This is a genomic window from Lacibacter sp. (assembly GCF_057361365.1).
Genome location: NZ_JBMQSG010000006.1, coordinates 17,853 through 37,153 on the forward strand (window position 1 = coordinate 17,853; position 19,301 = coordinate 37,153).

22 protein-coding genes are annotated in these 19,301 nt (G+C 40.6%); 5 read left to right on the forward strand and 17 right to left on the reverse strand.

What is annotated here, in order from left to right; all coding sequences use genetic code 11:
• Positions 1–22: 22 nt before the first annotated feature.
• Together ACO1QW_RS03415 and ACO1QW_RS03420 are read left to right on the forward strand one after the other, a co-directional pair.
• A complete protein-coding gene (locus tag ACO1QW_RS03415) occupies positions 23–640 on the forward strand; it encodes a TrmH family RNA methyltransferase (protein WP_486255699.1) in 618 nt (205 codons plus the stop codon).
• Positions 641–649: 9 nt separating this feature from the next.
• Positions 650–1,141, forward strand: a complete 492-nt coding sequence (locus ACO1QW_RS03420; RefSeq protein WP_486255701.1) for a redoxin domain-containing protein — start codon at positions 650–652, stop codon at positions 1,139–1,141.
• A gap of 52 nt (positions 1,142–1,193) precedes the next feature.
• Here ACO1QW_RS03420 and ACO1QW_RS03425 read toward each other — a convergent pair whose 3' ends face one another.
• The 8 genes from ACO1QW_RS03425 to miaB all read right to left on the reverse strand — a co-directional run bounded on the left by ACO1QW_RS03425 (position 1,194) and on the right by miaB (position 8,671).
• Positions 1,194–1,796 (reverse strand): redoxin family protein, encoded by a 603-nt coding sequence (locus ACO1QW_RS03425; protein ID WP_486255703.1) that lies wholly within the window; start codon positions 1,794–1,796, stop codon positions 1,194–1,196.
• Between the two features lie 30 nt (positions 1,797–1,826).
• Positions 1,827–2,801 carry a YihY/virulence factor BrkB family protein gene (locus ACO1QW_RS03430; RefSeq protein ID WP_486255705.1) on the reverse strand — a complete coding sequence of 325 codons (975 nt, stop codon included), beginning with the start codon at positions 2,799–2,801 and terminating at the stop codon, positions 1,827–1,829.
• A gap of 27 nt (positions 2,802–2,828) precedes the next feature.
• Complete coding sequence (gene mltG, locus ACO1QW_RS03435; RefSeq protein WP_486255707.1) at positions 2,829–3,851, reverse strand: endolytic transglycosylase MltG; 1,023 nt, start codon at positions 3,849–3,851, stop codon at positions 2,829–2,831.
• Positions 3,852–4,083: 232 nt separating this feature from the next.
• Complete coding sequence (secG, locus tag ACO1QW_RS03440; protein WP_486255709.1) at positions 4,084–4,422, reverse strand: preprotein translocase subunit SecG; 339 nt, start codon at positions 4,420–4,422, stop codon at positions 4,084–4,086.
• Positions 4,423–4,425: 3 nt separating this feature from the next.
• Entirely contained in the window at positions 4,426–5,436 is a 1,011-nt protein-coding gene (locus ACO1QW_RS03445) for a hypothetical protein (protein WP_486255711.1), read from the reverse strand.
• A 22-nt stretch (positions 5,437–5,458) separates the two neighbouring features.
• Entirely contained in the window at positions 5,459–6,010 is a 552-nt protein-coding gene (locus tag ACO1QW_RS03450) for an LptE family protein (protein WP_486255713.1), read from the reverse strand.
• Entirely contained in the window at positions 5,991–7,241 is a 1,251-nt protein-coding gene (locus tag ACO1QW_RS03455) for a sigma-54 interaction domain-containing protein (RefSeq protein WP_486255715.1), read from the reverse strand. The genes ACO1QW_RS03450 and ACO1QW_RS03455 overlap by 20 nt, the downstream gene beginning before the upstream one ends.
• Positions 7,242–7,243: 2 nt before the next feature.
• Positions 7,244–8,671 (reverse strand): tRNA (N6-isopentenyl adenosine(37)-C2)-methylthiotransferase MiaB, encoded by a 1,428-nt coding sequence (gene miaB / locus ACO1QW_RS03460; protein ID WP_486255717.1) that lies wholly within the window; start codon positions 8,669–8,671, stop codon positions 7,244–7,246.
• 139 nt (positions 8,672–8,810) lie between these two features.
• Between miaB and ACO1QW_RS03465 the strand changes: the two genes are divergently transcribed.
• Positions 8,811–11,243 (forward strand): outer membrane beta-barrel protein, encoded by a 2,433-nt coding sequence (locus ACO1QW_RS03465; protein WP_486255719.1) that lies wholly within the window; start codon positions 8,811–8,813, stop codon positions 11,241–11,243.
• Here ACO1QW_RS03465 and ACO1QW_RS03470 read toward each other — a convergent pair whose 3' ends face one another.
• The 5 genes from ACO1QW_RS03470 to ACO1QW_RS03490 form a co-directional block, all read right to left on the reverse strand.
• Entirely contained in the window at positions 11,244–12,293 is a 1,050-nt protein-coding gene (locus tag ACO1QW_RS03470; RefSeq protein ID WP_486255721.1) for a lipase family protein, read from the reverse strand.
• Between the two features lie 80 nt (positions 12,294–12,373).
• Positions 12,374–13,069, reverse strand: coding sequence for a hypothetical protein (locus ACO1QW_RS03475; protein ID WP_486255723.1), 696 nt, complete (start codon positions 13,067–13,069; stop codon positions 12,374–12,376).
• Between the two features lie 22 nt (positions 13,070–13,091).
• Positions 13,092–13,928: an META domain-containing protein gene (locus ACO1QW_RS03480; protein WP_486255725.1), complete on the reverse strand. Its 837-nt coding sequence runs from the start codon at positions 13,926–13,928 to the stop codon at positions 13,092–13,094.
• A 63-nt stretch (positions 13,929–13,991) separates the two neighbouring features.
• Positions 13,992–14,477, reverse strand: coding sequence for a hypothetical protein (locus ACO1QW_RS03485; protein WP_486255726.1), 486 nt, complete (start codon positions 14,475–14,477; stop codon positions 13,992–13,994).
• Between the two features lie 131 nt (positions 14,478–14,608).
• Positions 14,609–14,764, reverse strand: a complete 156-nt coding sequence (locus ACO1QW_RS03490) for a hypothetical protein (RefSeq protein ID WP_486255728.1) — start codon at positions 14,762–14,764, stop codon at positions 14,609–14,611.
• A 125-nt stretch (positions 14,765–14,889) separates the two neighbouring features.
• Between ACO1QW_RS03490 and ACO1QW_RS03495 the strand changes: the two genes are divergently transcribed.
• Positions 14,890–15,291, forward strand: a complete 402-nt coding sequence (locus tag ACO1QW_RS03495) for an acyl-CoA thioesterase (RefSeq protein ID WP_486255730.1) — start codon at positions 14,890–14,892, stop codon at positions 15,289–15,291.
• Between the two features lie 85 nt (positions 15,292–15,376).
• On the opposite strand, the gene ACO1QW_RS03500 is transcribed toward ACO1QW_RS03495, so the two are convergent.
• The 4 genes from ACO1QW_RS03500 to ACO1QW_RS03515 all read right to left on the reverse strand — a co-directional run bounded on the left by ACO1QW_RS03500 (position 15,377) and on the right by ACO1QW_RS03515 (position 17,143).
• Positions 15,377–15,643, reverse strand: coding sequence for a hypothetical protein (locus tag ACO1QW_RS03500; RefSeq protein ID WP_486255731.1), 267 nt, complete (start codon positions 15,641–15,643; stop codon positions 15,377–15,379).
• A 200-nt stretch (positions 15,644–15,843) separates the two neighbouring features.
• Positions 15,844–16,257 (reverse strand): energy transducer TonB, encoded by a 414-nt coding sequence (locus tag ACO1QW_RS03505; RefSeq protein WP_486255733.1) that lies wholly within the window; start codon positions 16,255–16,257, stop codon positions 15,844–15,846.
• Between the two features lie 85 nt (positions 16,258–16,342).
• A complete protein-coding gene (locus ACO1QW_RS03510; protein WP_486255735.1) occupies positions 16,343–16,951 on the reverse strand; it encodes a YdeI/OmpD-associated family protein in 609 nt (202 codons plus the stop codon).
• A gap of 9 nt (positions 16,952–16,960) precedes the next feature.
• Positions 16,961–17,143, reverse strand: a complete 183-nt coding sequence (locus ACO1QW_RS03515; protein ID WP_486255737.1) for a hypothetical protein — start codon at positions 17,141–17,143, stop codon at positions 16,961–16,963.
• Positions 17,144–17,401: 258 nt separating this feature from the next.
• On the opposite strand from ACO1QW_RS03515, the gene ACO1QW_RS03520 reads away from it, so the two are divergent.
• Positions 17,402–19,294 (forward strand): DNA topoisomerase IV subunit B, encoded by a 1,893-nt coding sequence (locus tag ACO1QW_RS03520; protein WP_486255739.1) that lies wholly within the window; start codon positions 17,402–17,404, stop codon positions 19,292–19,294.
• Positions 19,295–19,301 lie beyond the last annotated feature (7 nt).

Genomic DNA, 19,301 nt, shown 5'->3' on the forward strand with positions numbered 1-19,301 from the left:
TCATTTCCCTTATTTTCGTGGCATGACTACCGAACGCAGAGAACGTTTATTATCCGTGTTACGTAAACGCCAGCCCGATTTAACAGTGGTGCTGGAAAATGTTTTTGATCCTCATAATATTTCTGCAGTGATGCGTACCTGCGATGCTGTTGGTATCCAGGAAATTTATGTGTTGACGAATAAAATTCCCCGCCATAAAAAATGGGGAGCAAGAAGTTCATCGAGTGCGGCGAAGTGGTTAACAGTTCACCAATTTGAAAGCGCCGATGAATGTTTTGCAGCTTTGCGTAAGAAGTATAAAAAAATCTATACGACACATCTCAGCAGCGACGCAGTGAGCCTGCACCAAATTGATTTCACCGAAAGTGTGGCGCTGGTATTTGGCAATGAGCATGCTGGCGTAAGCGAAGAAATTATTGCCATGGCCGATGGAAATTTTATTATTCCGCAGATGGGCATTATTCAATCGCTCAATATTTCTGTAGCCTGTGCCGTAAGTATTTATGAAGCTATGCGGCAAAAGAAAAATGCAGGCCATTACGACAAGCAACGATTGGATGATGGCACCTTCAATACACTATTGGATGAATGGGGATTTCGAGCCGATGACCTGGATGCCATAAACAAAGAAGAATTGTAACTTTAAGATATGAAGCGATTGTTGTTTATATCCGTCCTCTTCTTCACTATAAGTGTCGCTGATGCACAACCCATCAAACGATGGAAGATGGATGATCTGTTGCAATATGCCGATACAAATGATTCAATATTGGTCATTAACTTCTGGGCTACTTTCTGCGGGCCCTGCATTGCCGAGATTCCATATTTTCATAGTATCACCAACAAGTATAAAAAGCAAAATGTAAAATTGTTATTGGTGAGTCTTGATTTTAAAGAATATTATCCCAAACGTATCCGTGATTTTGCCAACAAAAGAAAATACACTGCCGAGATCGTTTGGCTTGATGAAGAAAAGCCCGATGATTTTTGTCCACGTATAGATCCTAAATGGACAGGCTCGATGCCGGCTACCTTATTCATCAATAAAAAAACAGGTTATCGAAAATTCGTGGAAGCGGAGATGAAGCCGGAAGATTTAGAGAAAGAAATCAAATTATTATTAGGACAAGTTGATCCATAAAACAAAACCCCGCCTGGTGCGGGGTTTTGTTTTTATTAAAATTGGTAGGTGATTAAGATCTTCGTTTTATACCGCAGCCCATTGCCTTTGATGTTTTCATGCTTACATCTTTTCCGCTTACTATTTCATCAATCGCAACTTTTAAATGGTCACGTGTACTTTCTGAAGGCGTTTTAGGATTATCAGTTATTGCTCCATGATAAACCAGTTTCATATCCTTGTCAAACAAATAGCACTCCGGCGTAACACGTGCACCAAACGCATCGGCCATAGCACTGTTATCATCCATCACGTAAGGATATTTATAACCCTGTGCCTTTGCATATTCTTTCATACGTTCCTGCGAATCATCGCTGCCACGTGATGTTTCATTTGAGTTGAGTACGATGACACCCACATCTTTGCTGAGTGCATATCCATATCCTTCGGCAGCAACCTGTTGATTTTTTACTACCCATGGACACGTGTTGCAACTAAATACTACCAGCAGTCCGTTTTTCTTTTTCACATCACTGAATGAATATTCCTTGCCGGAAATATCTTTCATTTTCTTGGTTGAATTTGGAATGCTGCTGCCGATGGTTAATTCTTCAGGCAATGCACTAAATGCAAACAGTGCCAGTAAAACAGCACATGAAAAAAGGATCTTTTTCATTTGTGTATTTTTTAAGTGTGTTTCTTAAAGTTACGAAGCTTCTTTTTGTTTTTCTGCACCGCTCATCTCTTCATTCAGCCTTTTATCGCTCTGCCGTTTCAGAAGTTTAATGCTCAGGTTTAATTCGAAACCAATTAATAAAACAAGTGAGATGAAATTGACAAAGATCATCAGGATCAGGATGGTACCAATTGATCCGTAGATAGTGTAGGTAGCGAAATTATTTATCCAATAGGAAAAGAGGAAGGTAAACAGTATGATGAGGCCACTTGCAACAATTGAGCCCGGGGAAATCAATTTCCATTTTTTCTCCACAGAAGGAGCGTGGCGATAAATGAACGCAATGGAATAAAAAAACAATCCTACAATTACCACCCACCGCACAATAATGATCAGCCATTTGATAAACACGCTGTCGATCTTCAATAACAGCAAGAGCCAATTGAATAACGCACCTTGTGTAATAAGCAGCAGTATACTCGAAATAAAAATAAGTATGATAACAAAGGTTAATCGGATCGCTTTCCAGCGATAGGCAAAAATATTTTTTATTTCTGTTTCACGAATCGACTGATTGAAACTATGAATGATCCCTAACACAGCATTTGAAGAAAAGTACAATGAGGTAATAAAACCTATTGATAACAAACTGTTCTTTGGACGTTTAAAAAAATCGGCGAGAAAATTTTCCACCGCATCACGTGTGGCTTCATTTGGCGTAATCTCTCTTACAAATGAATTTACTTCATTGTAAAACTGGTCGGCCACAGGAAACAAGGGCACCAACGAAAATAAAAAGATGCAGGCCGGTGGCAATGCCATAATAAAATTAAAAGAGATGGCTGCTGCACGTTGCGTTAAACTTCCTTTTTGAATTTGCTGAATAAAAAACCGACTGACTTCATACAAAGAGATTCCCTCAAATCCGTAGGGGCGAAATCGTTTACTGAAACGGATGATCGTCCGCACAAGAGGTAACCTGTAAATGAATTCTTCGATCGTCATGTAAATCGAAAATACTTTATTTATTGTTTACCGGATGTTTAAACTATCGAGCCATTGCTGATACACTTTGGCATTTTTGAAATGATCGGTTTCATTTGATGCAAATGCGTGATAGCCGTTACCGTTAGGTTTTGCACAAAAGAAAAGGTAATCGGTTTTAGCTGCATTCAATACTGCATCAATGGTTTTTTCGGATGGCGTACAAATAGGACCGGGGGGTAAACCTTTGTTCCGGTAGGTATTGTAAGGCGATGAAGCCGTTGAATTGATATGACCAAACAATACCCTTTTGATTGTAAAATCACCAACAGCAAACTTCACTGTGGGATCAGCACCAAGATTCATTCCCTTGTTTAAACGGTTAAGATAAACGCTGGCAATAGTTGGCTTTTCATCGTTACGCAATGTTTCTTCTTCAACAATAGAAGCTAACGCATGTACCTGCGCAGGAGCTAAACCTAATGCAGTTGCTTTTTGTTTTCGTTCGGCTGTCCAGAATTTCGTGCGTTGCTCATCCAGCTTTCGAAAAATGCGCTGCGGACCCGAGTTCCAAAGAAGTGAATAAGTATTTGGAAAGACGGCCGTCATAACGGTATTTGTATCCAGGTTATATTTTCTCAACGAATCGTTATTGATGAGGTAACTCATCATCATTGCTGAATCTGTTTCGAATTTACGACCGATGAGAGCGGCGAGGTCGTAACGGGTACGCAACTTAGTGATCACAAGATTCACCGGCGTTTGTGACCCATTGCGCAGCTTACGTGCAAGCGTAAACAAGCTGCTGCCTTTTTCAATTTCATATTTACCAGGGCGAAGCCGTTCCCAAACATTTAAACGACGAGCCACCATTTCAAACAAACCAGGATTCTTTAAAAAGCCTGAATCGTTTAAAGATTGCATTACTGCTTTTTGATTGGCATTGCCAGTATAGATATAGAGATATTTTTTCGATTCTTTAAACGTGGTGGCGCTGCCAAAGAATCTCCAGGCAAAAAATAATGCAAAAAGACAAAGAATAAGAAAACTGTAACCGAGGATTTTTTTCATTTGAGAGAGGATGGTTTATTCGAAAGAATTGGTATTAGTGAAATTATTGTGCCAATACAACCGGGCTCGACTTTATTCTGTTGTTGAAGTGACGAGACGCTTTTGGTCTCGATGCCGAATGTAAACTTCGGCATGCGACGCCAATGCAGCCGATGATTGTGCAACTGTTGATTTCAAAATAAAACAAAAACCCCGACGCATGGCCGGGGTTTGAGAAAATATTTTTAGCTGATTACTTTGCAGGAGCTGGAGCTGGTACTTGCTGCGGCGTATTTTGCGCAGGAGCAGTTTGTACCGGCTGGTTGGTTGCTTTTTCAAGATTACCCGATCCGTTAGAGCCGGCAGTATCTGAAATAAACAAAGATGAAACCAGGCAAAGAATACCAATGATGGCTGCAAACAACCAGGTACCTTTTTCCAATACATCTGTTGTTTGTTTAACGCCCATGAACTGATTGCTGAAACCTGCAACAGAGCCGCTTAAACCACCACCTTTCGGGTTTTGAACCAACACTACAAATCCTAATAAAGCACTGGCCAAAACTACCAGTATGATAAATAACCAAATCATTGTTTATTGTTTTAATTCATCAATTCGGGAGGCAAAATAAACGCTTTTTTCGGGATGCAGCAAACTTAATTTGCGGTACAAATCAAGGGCTTGTGCTTTTTTTCCCTGTTTTACCAGCACTTCGGCCATGGTTTCAGTAACCACCTCGGTTTGCTGGTTGCTTTCTATCGCTATGGATTGCACTTCTTTTTCTTCGATAGCGCCTAATTCTTTCTGTTCTTCCACGTATATCTTTTTCATGGAACGAAGCCATTGGGTAAAGCTTTTGACCTGCTGACCTAGTTGATCGTTACCAAGCTTTTCTTCACGGAGCTTGATACCCTGGGAAGCGAAATAATCGACTGTATGGAACGGCTCAAACGTAAAAACCGGCTTCTCTTCAACCGCTACCGGCTTCACTTCCGCCTGCACTGGTTTTTCTGCATTCATTAATTCCTCTTTTGCAAAATCTGAACCAATGGTTGCTTCGGCTGCAAGCTCGGCATCGGCATTGGTCATGAAATCTGCTACTTCACGTTGGGCATCTGCCTCGATCATAGCCTCCGCCTGCGATTCCAGTTCTGCATCTTTCAACAACTGATCCGCTTCTTTATCCGCTTCGGCCTGTAAAACATATTCAGCATCAAGTTCAGTATCGGTAAGAATATTAGCCTCCTGCACATCACGAATATCTTCAACTTCAACAGTTGCTTCTGCATCAAGTGACGCATCGCTTTCATCCATTTCGGCAAATGTTTGTGTGGGCAGAACTGTTTCAACATTTTTTGATTCAACATCACCGAATTTGTTCAACTGTACAGTTGCCCATAAAGGTTCATTGAAATAGATCATTGCTTTCTGCAGCTGCATATCGGCAGTTACAGCTCCTGTTTGTTTTTGCTTTGCGGCGAGCAGCAGATGTGCAGTTCCAAACCATGGGTATTGATAAGCCATCATTTCCAGATCGGCAACAGTTGTTTCTTGCAGCAATGAAGGTTGCTGCAGCAATCGATTCAAAACATCTGCATTTATCATTGGGGCAAGGTAATAGAAAAAGTTACCAGTTGGAGAAAATGCGGTTAAAAATTTCGTCGGTCATATTCTGTACAATCAGGTCAGTGAGTTCAGCTTCAGCTACAGAAAGTGATTTTGATGCAGAGAAATCGAAGTTGCGTGTAAGATCAGCTTCAAAATCTTTCTTTGAATCTAACCTGTTTTTAAAAATAAGATGAACAGTTACATTCAAACGGTTTGTTGCAGCCTGCTGATTAGATATACCGGAAGTTGTGACATAGTAATCGGTGATCTGTCCGCTGATATCATAATGCGCATCATCGCTGTTTGTTTGCGATAAACGTGTTTGATTCACTATCTTCTGACGAAGCTTATCTGTTAAACGCTGACTCAACTGCGGGTTTACAATTCTTGCACGGTTCTCAATGTAATTCACCTTAACCGTTTTTACTTCGGCAGGAATAGAAACATCTTTGAAGGAATAACATGCGGAGAGAGTCAATAGCCAATAGCCAATAGTCAATAGCCAAAAGCTTTTCACTACCAACTTACTACTAACCACTACCGGCTTCTTATCAAAGTTCTTCAATATCATACTCCTTCAGTTTTCTATATAATGTACGTTCGCTGATGCCGAGATCAAGTGCTGCATCTCTGCGTTTGCTCTTATGTTTCTTCAGTGCTTTAATGATCAGTTCTTTTTCTTTGTCCATGATGTTGAGACTTTCTTCCACTTCAACATGATCATGAATATCACCATTGTTTCCAATGATCATCGGTTGATTTGGTTGCACTGTATTCAACACAGGCTGTGTTGCCTCCAATGTTTTATGTTCATTTAGCATGGCATCATTAAAGAAGTTGCCCGGCATTTGCACCGAACCTCCGCCATGTTGCAATACTTCTAAAAACATTTTCTTCAGCTCGGTTACATCACGCTTCATATCAAAAAAGAGCTTGTACAGAATTTCACGCTCATTGGCAAACTCAGTACCACTGCCTGCAGCAGCCGGCTGATGTGCTAATACCGGTAAACGGTTAAAACTCCGTTCAGGTAAAAAAGGAGCAAGGTCTTTTCCGGTTACAATTTTATTGGTTGAAAGAACTGATATCTGTTCTGCAATATTCTTCAATTCCCGCACATTACCGGGAAAGGGATAACTGATTAACAGATTTTTTGCATCATCTTCCAACTGCACAGGTGTTGTTTTATAACGCTCAGCAAAATCAACTGAGAATTTACGGAATAAGAGAGGTATATCTTCTTTACGGTCACGTAAAGAAGGCACACGAATAGGAACTGTATTTAAACGGTAATACAGATCTTCCCTGAATTTATTTGTTTGTGTGAATTCAAATAATTCTTTATTCGTAGCTGCAATTACACGCACATCCGTCTTTTGCACTTTTGATGAACCTACACGAATAAATTCACCTGTTTCCAACACACGAAGCAAACGTGCCTGTGTACCCAATGGCATTTCACCAATTTCATCCAAGAAAATTGTTCCGCCGTTTACTGTTTCAAAATAACCTTTACGTGCATCAACAGCACCCGTGAACGATCCTTTTTCATGACCGAACAATTCCGAATCAATGGTGCCTTCAGGAATTGCTCCACAGTTCACCGCAATGAACGGATTGTGTTTGCGTGCCGACAGAGAATGAATGATCTGTGAAAACACCTCTTTACCAACACCACTTTCACCATTGATCAACACTGTTAAATCCGTACCAGACACCTGTACTGCTACATTCAATGCATGATTGAGAGCAGGAGAGTTGCCAATAATGCCAAACCTGTTTTTTATACTTTGTAGATCCATTGTTATTGATTTGCAATTGTGCCAAGCAAGGTGCCTTTTGTACAATCATTCACCTTTACCATTATATAATCGCCTTTCTGTAACTGGTAGTTTTCTTTCGGGAATACGATCACTTTGTTTTGTGAATTACGACCCATCCAGCTGTTCTCATCTTTTTTACTTTCACCTTCGATCAACACCTGGTATGTTTTACCCACATCTCTTTTATTGCTGTCAAGTGATAAATAATATTGTTTATCTACGATTTCCTGCAAACGTCTTTTCTTCACTTCTTCCGGCACATCATCTTTGTAGCGGCGTGCAGCTAATGTACCCGGACGCTCACTGTAAAAGAACATATAGCCGTAATCGTACTGGCTGTATTCCATGATGCTTAATGTATCCTGGTGTTCTTCTTCCGTTTCAGAACAAAAACCGGTAATGATATCAGAACTGATACCGCAATCAGGAAGAATTTCCCTGATACGGTCAACCTTTTTCATATACCATTCACGGGTGTATGTTCTGTTCATCAACTGTAAGATGCGGGTGTTACCACTTTGCACAGGAAGATGAATATAGTTGCAGATGTTCTCATACTTCGCCATGGTATACAACACCTCATCGGTAATATCTTTTGGATGTGATGTGGAGAAACGCACACGTAAAAGGGGAGATACCAATGCTACTTTTTCCATAAGCATGGCGAATGAAACCGTCTCATTACTTTTTTCATCAACAAAATAATAGCTGTCCACATTCTGGCCGAGTAATGTTACTTCTCTGAAACCACGATCAAACAAATCCTTTGCTTCTGCAACGATCGATTGAGCATCACGGCTACGTTCTCTTCCTCTTGTGAAAGGCACCACGCAGAAACTGCACATATTATTACAACCACGCATAATGGAAATAAATGCGCTCACGCCATTACTTTCCAAACGAACTGGTGAAATATCAGCATAGGTTTCATCACGACTAAGAAGAACGTTCACTGCTTTTTGTCCACCTTCCGCTTCTTCAATTAAACCGGGCAGTGTGCGGTAAGCATCAGGGCCAACCACCATATCAACCAGCTTTTCTTCTTCCAGTAAATTGGCTTTTAAACGTTCGGCCATACAACCCAACACACCCACCAATAAACCGGGTCTGCGTTTCTTCGCTTTGCGGAATTCAGTTAAACGCTTACGTATTGTTTGTTCCGCTTTTTCCCTGATTGAGCAGGTATTCAGCAACACCAGGTCGGCCTCTTCGGTATCACGGGTGGCACCATAACCAGCACCATTGAGAATGCTGGCTACAATTTCGCTATCGCTGAAATTCATCTGGCAGCCATAGCTTTCGATATAAAATTTCTTCTTGTATTGGTTGGGATCGTTCGCAAAAGGAGCATAGGCTTCACCTTGCCTGCTTTCGTCGTGAACTTTGGTATCAGTCATCAAATCCATCATAGTCTTTCGCAAATTGAGCAGGCAAAGTTAGTGAAACAAATCTATTTTGTGACAGATTGACAGCAAGCAGCACCGCTGGTGGAAATTGAAGCTTGCCGTCTAATCTTTGAAAGTACATTTGACCTTAAAATTGAATTCTTTGCAACCCCGGCTTATCCTTCCTTTATTGATTCTCAGCGTTTTTAGTTTCATTCATGTTTCGGCACAGCAAGCAAAGAAAGATGGGGTGATCATTGGAACCGTCATTGACACCAGTAATCAAAAAACGGTGATGGGTGCTACTGTTGCTGCAATTTTCATGGCAGACACCACGAAACAGTCTTTCTTTTTGACCGATAAAAATGGCGGTTTTGCATTAACCAATCTTCCTTTTGGTTATTACCGGGTGCGAATAAGTGCAGTAGGTTACCGGCCGCTAAATATCGACAGCATTCATTTGCGTAACGACAGGGCCGATTTTAATTTGAATGATATACCACTCAGCAATCAATCCGTAGAACTGGCCGAAGTGATCATATTCGTAGAAAAACCTTTGATCGAATCGAAAGATGGCAACATCACGTTCAATGTTGGCGAAAGTGCATTGAGTAATGGAAGCAATGCAACTGAACTGCTGAAACAAACACCGCTGGTGACCACTGATGCCGATGGAAAAATTGCAGTGCGTGGTAAAGAGCCTAAAATATTGATCGATGACAAGCCGGTTGAGTTGAATGCTCAACAATTACAGGACTTACTTGAGAGTATGCCCGGCAGTATGATCGAAAAAATAGAAGTGCTTACTAATCCGCCACCACAATATGCAAATGAGCAAGGTGGGGTGATCAACATTGTTACAAAAAAGGGGAGAGTTGGTTTTGGTGCAAGAGTAAATCTGTATGCAGGATCAAGAGGGCAAACCGGTATAAGCACGAACTTTAATTATCGTAAGCAAGGCTTTGCTGTCAATTTGAATGCAGGAGTAGCGTACAACGAATTTCAATCGGATGGTTATAGCAACCGAACCAATATTTATAAAGATTCAAGCAACCAGCTCAACATCATCAACAGTTCATTCAATAAAAGTATTCGCCCCAATCTGCGGCTGAATGTTGATTATGAAATGGACAAACGAAACAGTTTCAATTTCGTAGCGCAGTATAACCAGGGCAATACAAACAATACCGGGTTCAATCGCTATACCAACATCAATCGCTTTGATGAAATAGCAAGACTAAGTGAGCGAACAGTTGCATCGGAAGGAACGAGTTATAATCCATCCATCAACTTAACTTATTTACACAAAACAAAACGGCCCGGTGAAAGTGTACGTATGATCTATGCATTGAACCTCGGCATAAGTGAAAGCGTACGTAATTTTTTCCAGGAGTTTTTAAATGCTGATAATACACCCTCAGGCGTTGACAGTACGCAACGCCAAACAAATAACAACAGGTCGAATGGTTATAGTGTGAACATTGTTTATAACCGTCCATTCAGCAATAAGAAAACGAGTTTATCAACTGGCGCAGCGTATTATCGGAATAATAGCCATGTTGTACTCACAACTGAGTTCATGAAAAAGCCGGAGAACATTTTCCAGAAAGCTGATCTGTTGAGTAACAACTTTAAGTTTCACCAGGATGTTATTAGCACACGTGTTTCCATTAAGCATATTTTTCTGCCGGGCTTTTCTTTTACTGCAGGTTCTGCATTTGAACAAACAAACTTCCTTTTTGAATTATTCAGAGATAATAAAACAGAGTATAACCGTTACTTCAATGTTCTTCCATTCGCCAATCTTAACCGCAGTTGGAAAGATGGAACCAATCTTACATTTTCTTATCGTCGTACCATGCGCAGGCCGGGCATTGGTGAATTAAACCCGGCCATTGATTATGGTGATCCTTACAATTTGCGTTATGGCAATCCTGATCTGTTGCCTTCACAATCGCATACATTCGATCTTGTAGCAGGTAAAACGAAAAGTAAATACTTCGCCAACATCAGTGTAGGATATAATTTGGTGGAAGATGTTTTCAGCCAGATACGCACTTTGCAAACTGATGGCAAAACAACCATCACCTGGGATAATGTGAGCAACAGGCAGGAGTATGAAGCAAGTACATGGGCTGGCCTTACGATAAGCCGTAAGTTGAGAAGTAATTTCAGTGCGAGTTACACGTACAATCAATACGGCACATTTGATAAAGAAGTGCGCAAATTTCGTGATGGAGGATCATTTACATCAAACTTCAGCACCAATTACAACCCAACAGATCTGTGGACATTTACCGGGGCATTTTCATTTAACCGTTTTGCAAACCCGCAGGGAACTGTACGCAGTAATGTATCAATGAACATGGGTGTGCAATACAAACTCTTTAAAAAGAAAGTGATCATTAGTGTGAATACAACTGATCCGTTCATTCAACAACAGAACAGAGTGTTTACTTATGGACCCAATTTTAATTTAGAAAGTTATAATCGCACACAAACAAGAAACTATCGTGTAACACTCAGTTATAACTTCAATAAAACATCCACTGTTAAACGTAAAACAGTGGATGTGCTGAAGAGCATAAAAAAGTGATCACTTTAATTTTTCTGCCAGGTACATGTACTGCGGATGCAAATGATGTGGAAACAAATTATCCGGCGACTGACTGTCGGGATATAATTTGAAATATTCATCATCGGGCAGCAATACGATCATATTTCCTGTGCGTACATAATGACTACTGGAATAATAATTCGGCGAAACAAAGCCTTGCAATGTTTTTTGAACCGTTCTCGACGTCATTGAACCAAGATATTTCTGATATCTTTTTTGTGCCTTGCTGGGTGGCTTGCTCAATTGGTTGTACATATATTTCAAAGCGAGACTGGTCGGGAATTTCTGTTTCTTAATAATCCCTTCTGCATGTATAAATGGATTGGAAGAATTGAAGTCTGTTAGAGTTTGAATAGAAATAGGAACTTCCGGAACCCAATCGGCAGCATTTACAACATTGTAAGCCCAACCGTTTTGAGTCATTGCTTCATACTCATAAGCAAAATAAAGGTTGCCAGGTTTTGGTCCTGCACTGCAATAAGTTTTAAAACGTATGTCAGCAGGAAGTTTTCCGGTTTTTTGAAGATTGTACAAATAAGCTGTAACAAGATAAGCAATGCCACCGCCCTGGCTATGGCCAACAATGATCATGTTCTTTGTTCCACTTTTATATGTTGAATCAATTTTCGGCATCATATCTCTTGTAATAAAAGCTGTGCTCACCAACCAACCTACATGCACTGCAGCTTTTGGATTTGATGAAAGTTCATAATCAAACACATCACTAGCCGATAACTGCAGCTGTCCTTTTGCAGGAACCATTGCAGCATAAAAATTAGCTAACCAGCTTGTGGCATTGGTGGTAGTACCACGTATACTCAATACAGCTGTCCCTTTACCATCATTCCACAGATCCCATAAATTATCCAGGCCAATAACAGCAGATTGATAGATCATTTTAAATCGTTGTGGCTCCGCTATTTTTTTGTAATACTCTTCAACCGCAGAAGTGCGGGCCGACAATTTCATTAGTTCAATATATTCGGCTTTATCAAAGCCTGGTTTTAATTGAGCGTTAGCTGTTAGCATGACTGAGATGCATACAGCAAACAAAAAAAAATGTTTTACCATAAGTAGTTTTGATTGTAGTGCGATATTGATGATGCAGTTTATTGTTGCAAGCCTAATAAGAATGTTGCATAGAAACCACCGGGATTAATATTGGGGCCGCCGGTTAACTTATTGTTGTTAGATTTCCATTTACTGTCGCCAAGCGGTATGTAATAACCTGCACGAAGTCCAATAACAAATTTTTGCAGCAATCGCTGATCACCAATACCAACTTTGCTGATATGTAATCCAACATGCCCCATAAATTGATTTGATGAAACATGAAATTGATTAGCGTCGCCTCCAAAATAATCCGACACTGAAACGTTGTCAACATCATCGCCGGAAACACGTGCACCAAAGAAAGAATACACAACGCCTGCATAGGGGATGATCTGTGTCTTTTCACTACGTGTTGCAACAAAACCAAGTGAAGTACCAACTTGTGTTGAACGCAACCAGTTACTTTCATCACCAGTCTTTTTGTTGCCGCTAAAAGTTGCAAAATTGAAAAGAGAGGCGAGCCTTGCTTTTGGGAAAATTGTGTAAAAGCCGCCACCACGAGTAAAATAAAAATCACGGAACTGAGGCAATCCTTCGGCAGCAAGAATTTTGTTAAACTCATTTAGCTGGGGTGAATTAAATCCGGCAATTGAATGTATCACCAGTTTCTTTTCGTTTGATTGCGCCGATAAGTTTTGCGTAAACAAAACCAGGCATACAGCAAAGGAGGCGGTTAGTTTTTTCAGGTTCATATTTGTTGGTTTAGTGAATTGCTTATTTCCTCACAAAACGCATCACAGCCACATCATCTATCAGGAAGTTGAGCGTGTTATCATCGCTCAATGCATACTTGTTTACCTTCTGCAACATGTCGGTAAATGTTTTTTCTCCATTGCCGGGGCAAGCCATCATTGTTGCAAGTGGTGGGGCAAACTTGATTGCATTACCATTCATTGTGTATTTGCTGCTGAATCCATTGCAGCTGGTGTTACCGCCGATCATTGATTGACCCAGTTCAAAACGAATAAAAGGTTTCTTTTCAGCGTACAAACCATCAAATGCAATACGGATTCCTGAAATATAATTCAGCTCCCAATTGCCTTCGAGTTTGCTGCTGGTTGCTTCCACTGCGGTAAACTTTGCTACTGCAGTTTGACCATTGAAAAATGTAAGCACATTATTTTCTATTTTCCACCTGTTGGTTTGAGAAATAGCCGGCAAAAAAAGACTTTCCGTTTTATCATCATTCAAACAAGCCATTTTTGTTACAGCCAATGGAGAAAATTTAATCTCGAAATTTCCATTGATCGTGTATGTGCCTGATAAACGATTACAACCGGTGAAGCCAGTCACGGTGTTCACTTGACCGGGTGAAAATGATAAATGAGCAGTCCTTCCATTTTCTGGGCGCACAGGTTTTCCATTTACTTCTGAAAGATACCAGCGATACATATAAAGCAATTCGCTGCCTCCTGTTACTGCTTGTCCTTTATCAGCAACAGCAGTTGAATCTGTTGTTGTTGGCGAACCAGCTGCGGGCTTACTGCTCTTGCAGGAAAATGCCTGTAACAAAAACATAGAAATTGAGAGTGTAAAGAATATCTGTTTCATACCATAAGTTTTGTTCCTGATGATGAAGTAGATTCCATTACATAATGGAAAGGAGCGTACCGCTTAGTTTTTACATTTTGTTAGGATTAACTTCATGCCTTTGTAATCGGGAACCACACCTGCTTTGAATTGTAATTTGCCATCTGCTTCTTCCATTGCAGCATAACCTTCCGTAAGCGAACTATCTTTCCGGAGAAAAGTAATTTCCCGAACAGATTTAACACCTTCCGACATAAATGTATAATCAGCGAGAATAGTGTCCATGTCCATTACACCTTTCAATGTTCCCTTGTTGCGGTCTTTACCGGAAAGCTGGTAAAGCAAATCGCCACTTATCATATCATCAGGGCCAACAACAAGTTCAAGCTGAACAGTATCCTGGTTGGCAATATACTCGTAACAAAAATGGGTAGGGTCATCAGTTGAGGGAGGGAGGACAGTAAGAGTATCTGTTTCAACACTTGCTTTTTCTGTTTCATTGTTACAGGAAAAAATAAAGAAACTCAGAATAAAGATTAAGGCTTTCAATGGTTGCTTTAGTTGTTGCATGGTAGTGTTTTTTTGTTAACACCGTAAATATTACAAATATTCCCGATGATTGTTTACTCTTTTCCTCAATCAGCGAATAAAAAAGTTGCCAGATACAATAATCCCGCCTCTGGGAAGCGGGATTATATTGTTCAGGAAAACAAACAGGAGTGTTTACATTCTTTTTTCTTTTCTGTTTTTTGCTCGGTTTGTTTTTCTGATTTTGTTCCAGTTCTTCTGTTGATGTTGGCAATAGCAACAAATGCAATAAATGCCAGCAACAACGTAATGATAAATGCTCTTTTCATAACCGGAGATTTAGATAGAGAAGTTACAAAATAGGTACCACGATTAAAAGCATTTTTTGCTGAACGGAAAAAACAAAAGATGTGGAAGCAGCGCTGTAATTTTAGAACGATCAATAATAAATACCATGGCCGATAACAACATGAATTTTCATACCCGCAAGTGGGTGAAGCCCGAAGACCTGAACCCTAACAGCACGTTATTTGGAGGAAGGCTGCTGCAATGGATCGATGAGGAAGCAGCACTTTATGCCGTGGTGCAACTTGAAAACCCACACGTGGTCACCAAGTTTATTTCCGAGATCAATTTTATTTCAGCACCGAAACAAGGTGATATCATCGAGATCGGCATTCTTGCCATTCACTTTGGCAATACATCCTTAACCATGCGTTGCGAAGTAAGGAACAAGCTCACTCGTGAGCCCATTCTCAGAATCGAAAAAATCGTGTTTGTAAATGTTGACAGAGAAGGCAGACCAGTGCCTCATGGAAAAACCGAGATCACTTTTGTAAAAGATAGACTCCTGTAAAAACATAAGCAATGAACAATAAACAATTGGAAAAGAACAGATCACTCCTCATTGCCTATTGCAAATTGCCCATTGCCAATTGAAACTATTCCTCATCATCCTCTTCGTAAAAAGCATCCTGGCTGTAGTATAACTTTTCCCATGCAGCCACTGCTTTATCATCGAGGCATTCAACAATATCATGAATGGAGGCTTCTTTCTTTTTCCAGACGATCTCTTCGCCTTCCGTATAAGTGGAGATGCACAGTGCATGATCACTCTTAAAATGTACTTTGATCAACTGCAAGGCATCTGCTTCTTTTTCCTGGATGAGATAATTACACCCGGCTTCCAACAAATCATACGTGTACATACTTCACAAATTTTAAAACTTCAATAATACTTGTCCTGCGAATTGTAATGGGGTAGTAGGAGATGGAATCGGGGGTTGTAGTACCAGGTTAGTGTTGAAACAAATGTAGCATCATTTCGGTGAATTGGGCCGGCCAAAGTCAACCGAAAAGGCTTTTTACAAAAATTTAATAAGGCTGATTGAAAACCAACTGCTTGAGATTAGTCAAGCTCGACAATGGAGATTTTTTTGCCCTCAAAGTTCACCTGTAGGATCTTGACCGAACGTACAGGTTGGCCGTTTTGGATAGCCGGCTCCCAGGGGTATTGGTCTATCCAGGCTTTTAGCTGGTTATAGTCGGGACGAACATTACTATTTGGGCGTGCCTCGTAAGTGCAAACCTTTCCGTCTTTATCAATAAGCAAACTGATGGTGATCTTTCCACCTGCTTTCTTTTGAGTGTATTGATCGAAGAATTTTTCAATATGCGATTCAAGGCTTGGCTTTTTACTTTTCCATTTAGCCGTTTGCTGCACACGAACATAAATATCATCAAATGGATTGGCGCCGAATTGCAGGCAGCTGTCGAGTTTATAAACTTCTTGTTGTTGCTGGGCGTTGGCAGTAATTGCCATGAAGAATAGGATAAAGGATAAGCATGTTTTCATTCAGCAAAGATAAAGCTTATAGCATTAGGGCGGAATTAAGCAATGAACCCACTCACAACTTGAAACCTTGCAATCCCGGTTTTTTATTCGCTTCGCTCATAAGTACGGTTTGCGCAATTCGTTTGGCCCTTGTTTCGGGAGTTTTAGCACTTTCAATCCAATACATAAATTGTTTACGAATAGAAGGACTAAATGACTTGTAATTAGTGAGAGCGGCTTTTTTCCCTTTGAATGCGAGAAGAACATCTTTGGGTAATTCATTGGTGAGAGCTGCATGGTTCGAAGCGTTCAATGTGTTCCAACTTCCATTAAGCTTTGCGGCATTGATCTTTGCAAGACCTGCTTCGGTCATGAGGCCATTTTGTATCAGCTGATCGACCCGCATTTTGTTTACATCGCTCCAGACACTTTTTGGTTTGCGGGGCGTAAACATCAGCATCGAACGTTCATCATCCAGCTTGCGGGGCAAGCTATCGATCCATCCGAAACAAAGTGCCTCTTCCACCATTTCACTGTACGGAAGACGGGGTTTGCTCATTCCAACTTTGTAATAAATAAGCCAGATCCCTTTCGATTTGTCGAAATTCTTTTGCAGCCAGCTACGCCAGACCTTACGGTCTTTGGGATAAAATGAGGGAAGGCTGTCGACAACCCTTGCCATGTGAAGGAATTATTCTTCGTGCTTGCGGTTAAGCATCCAGATGAGGTAAGCGCCGAAGAAAACGAAAATACCCAAGCCACCGAAGATGAGTGCTGTCAACACTTTTTGTGCACCAACAGACAAAACCATTGACAATGCAATTACCAGGTAAACAATATAGATGGTTAGGAGGGTATAAATCTTTTTGTCCATGCTTGCAATATTAGTGATGCGAAATTGAGAAATAATCAGTTACAGGCCAAAAATTATTCACAGGGCTGTGAACAAATAAGGGAATGGGACGGGAGGCCCGTTTCATTATATTTGCCCGTTCCGAAATGGAAATAGATGGGCAGAGTACGGTGCCGGGCTTTGATCGCCATTGAACTGAAGTACAAGAGTGCGACGCCAATGCAGTTGATTTAAAATGCGACTGCCAATAACCTAAAACTGAAAACTATAAACTGATCAATGGCTGAAGAAAAAAAGAACCTGTTCGATTACGATGAAAGCTCGATTAAAACCCTCGACTGGCAGGAGCATATCCGTCTCCGTCCGGGTATGTACATCGGTAAACTGGGCGATGGCAGCAGTGCCGACGATGGCATTTATGTGTTGTTGAAAGAGGTGCTGGACAACTGTATTGATGAACACACGATGGGCTATGGTAAAGCTGTGGATGTAACCATTGAAAAAGGTACCGTAACCATTCGTGACTATGGCAGGGGTATTCCTTTAGGTAAAGTGGTTGATGTGGTGAGCAAGATCAACACAGGTGCCAAGTACGATAGCAAAGTGTTTCAGAAATCAGTTGGTTTGAATGGTGTGGGTACCAAAGCAGTAAATGCATTGAGCCAGTATTTTAAAGTAACGGCTTTTCGTGAAGGCAAACAGAAAACGGCTGAATTCGAAAAAGGTATCTTAATTAAAGAGCATAAGGAAGAAAAAACAACAGAAGGTAATGGTACTGAAGTCTCTTTTGTTCCTGATAACGGTGTTTTCAAAAATTATCATTACATACACGAATACCTCGATAACCAGTTCTGGAATTATTGTTATTTGAATGCGGGATTGGTGATCAATTTCAATGGCAAGAAATATATTTCGAAGAATGGTTTGCTTGATCTGCTGCAACGCAAGACGAATGAAGATGAATTGCGTTATCCCATCATTCATTTAAAAGGCGAGGATATTGAAGTTGCCATTACACACGAAAATCAATACGGCGAAGAATATTATTCATTCGTAAACGGACAGTTTACTACACAGGGTGGTACTCATCTTGCAGCTTTCCGTGAAGGTTATGTAAAAACCATCCGTGATTTTTATAAGAAAGATTATGATGCAGCAGATATACGAGGAAGTATTTGTGCAGCGGTGAGTGTGCGTGTGCAGGAGCCAGTATTTGAAAGTCAGACGAAGACAAAACTCGGTTCGAGTGTAGTATATGAAGGTGGACCAAGCATGAAAAATTTCGTGGGCGATTTTCTTGCACGTGATCTTGACCTGTACCTCCATAAAAACCCATCAGTTGCTGATGCGTTGAAAAAACGGATCGAGCAAAATGAAAAAGAGCGAAAGGAATTAGCAGGTATTAAAAAGCTGGCAAACGAACGGGCCAAGAAAGCCAATCTTCACAATAAGAAACTGAGAGACTGTCGCTTTCATTATAATGATGAAGCAAGTGGCAAAGACAAGGATAAGATTGTTGAGAAGCAAAAAGAAACTACCATCTTCATTACCGAAGGTGATAGTGCGAGTGGAAGTATAACCAAAAGTCGCAATGTAGAAACACAGGCGGTATTCAGTTTGCGTGGTAAGCCACTCAACTGTTATGGGCTAACAAAGAAAGTGGTGTATGAAAATGAAGAGTTTAATCTTTTGCAACATGCATTGAACATTGAAGACAATTATGAAGACCTGCGTTATAACAACATTGTAATTGCTACCGATGCCGATGTTGATGGTATGCATATCCGTTTATTGTTGATGACATTCTTCCTGCAGTTCTTCCCTGACCTGGTGAAGAACGGGCATGTGTTCATTTTAGAAACACCATTATTCCGTGTGCGCAATAAACAGGAAACCATTTATTGTTATGATGAAAGTGAAAAGCAGGCTGCAGTAAGAAAACTCGGCGGTAAGCCAGAGATCACACGCTTTAAAGGTTTGGGCGAGATTAGTCCCGATGAGTTTGGTCGTTTCATTGGGGCCGAAATGCGCAAGCAACCAGTGATGTTATTACCTGAAACGCATATACAGCAAGTGCTGGAATATTATATGGGCAAGAACACCCCCGATCGGCAGGAGTTCATCATTGATAATCTGAAAGTGGAACTGGATAAAGTAGAGGAAGAAGCATAATACAAAG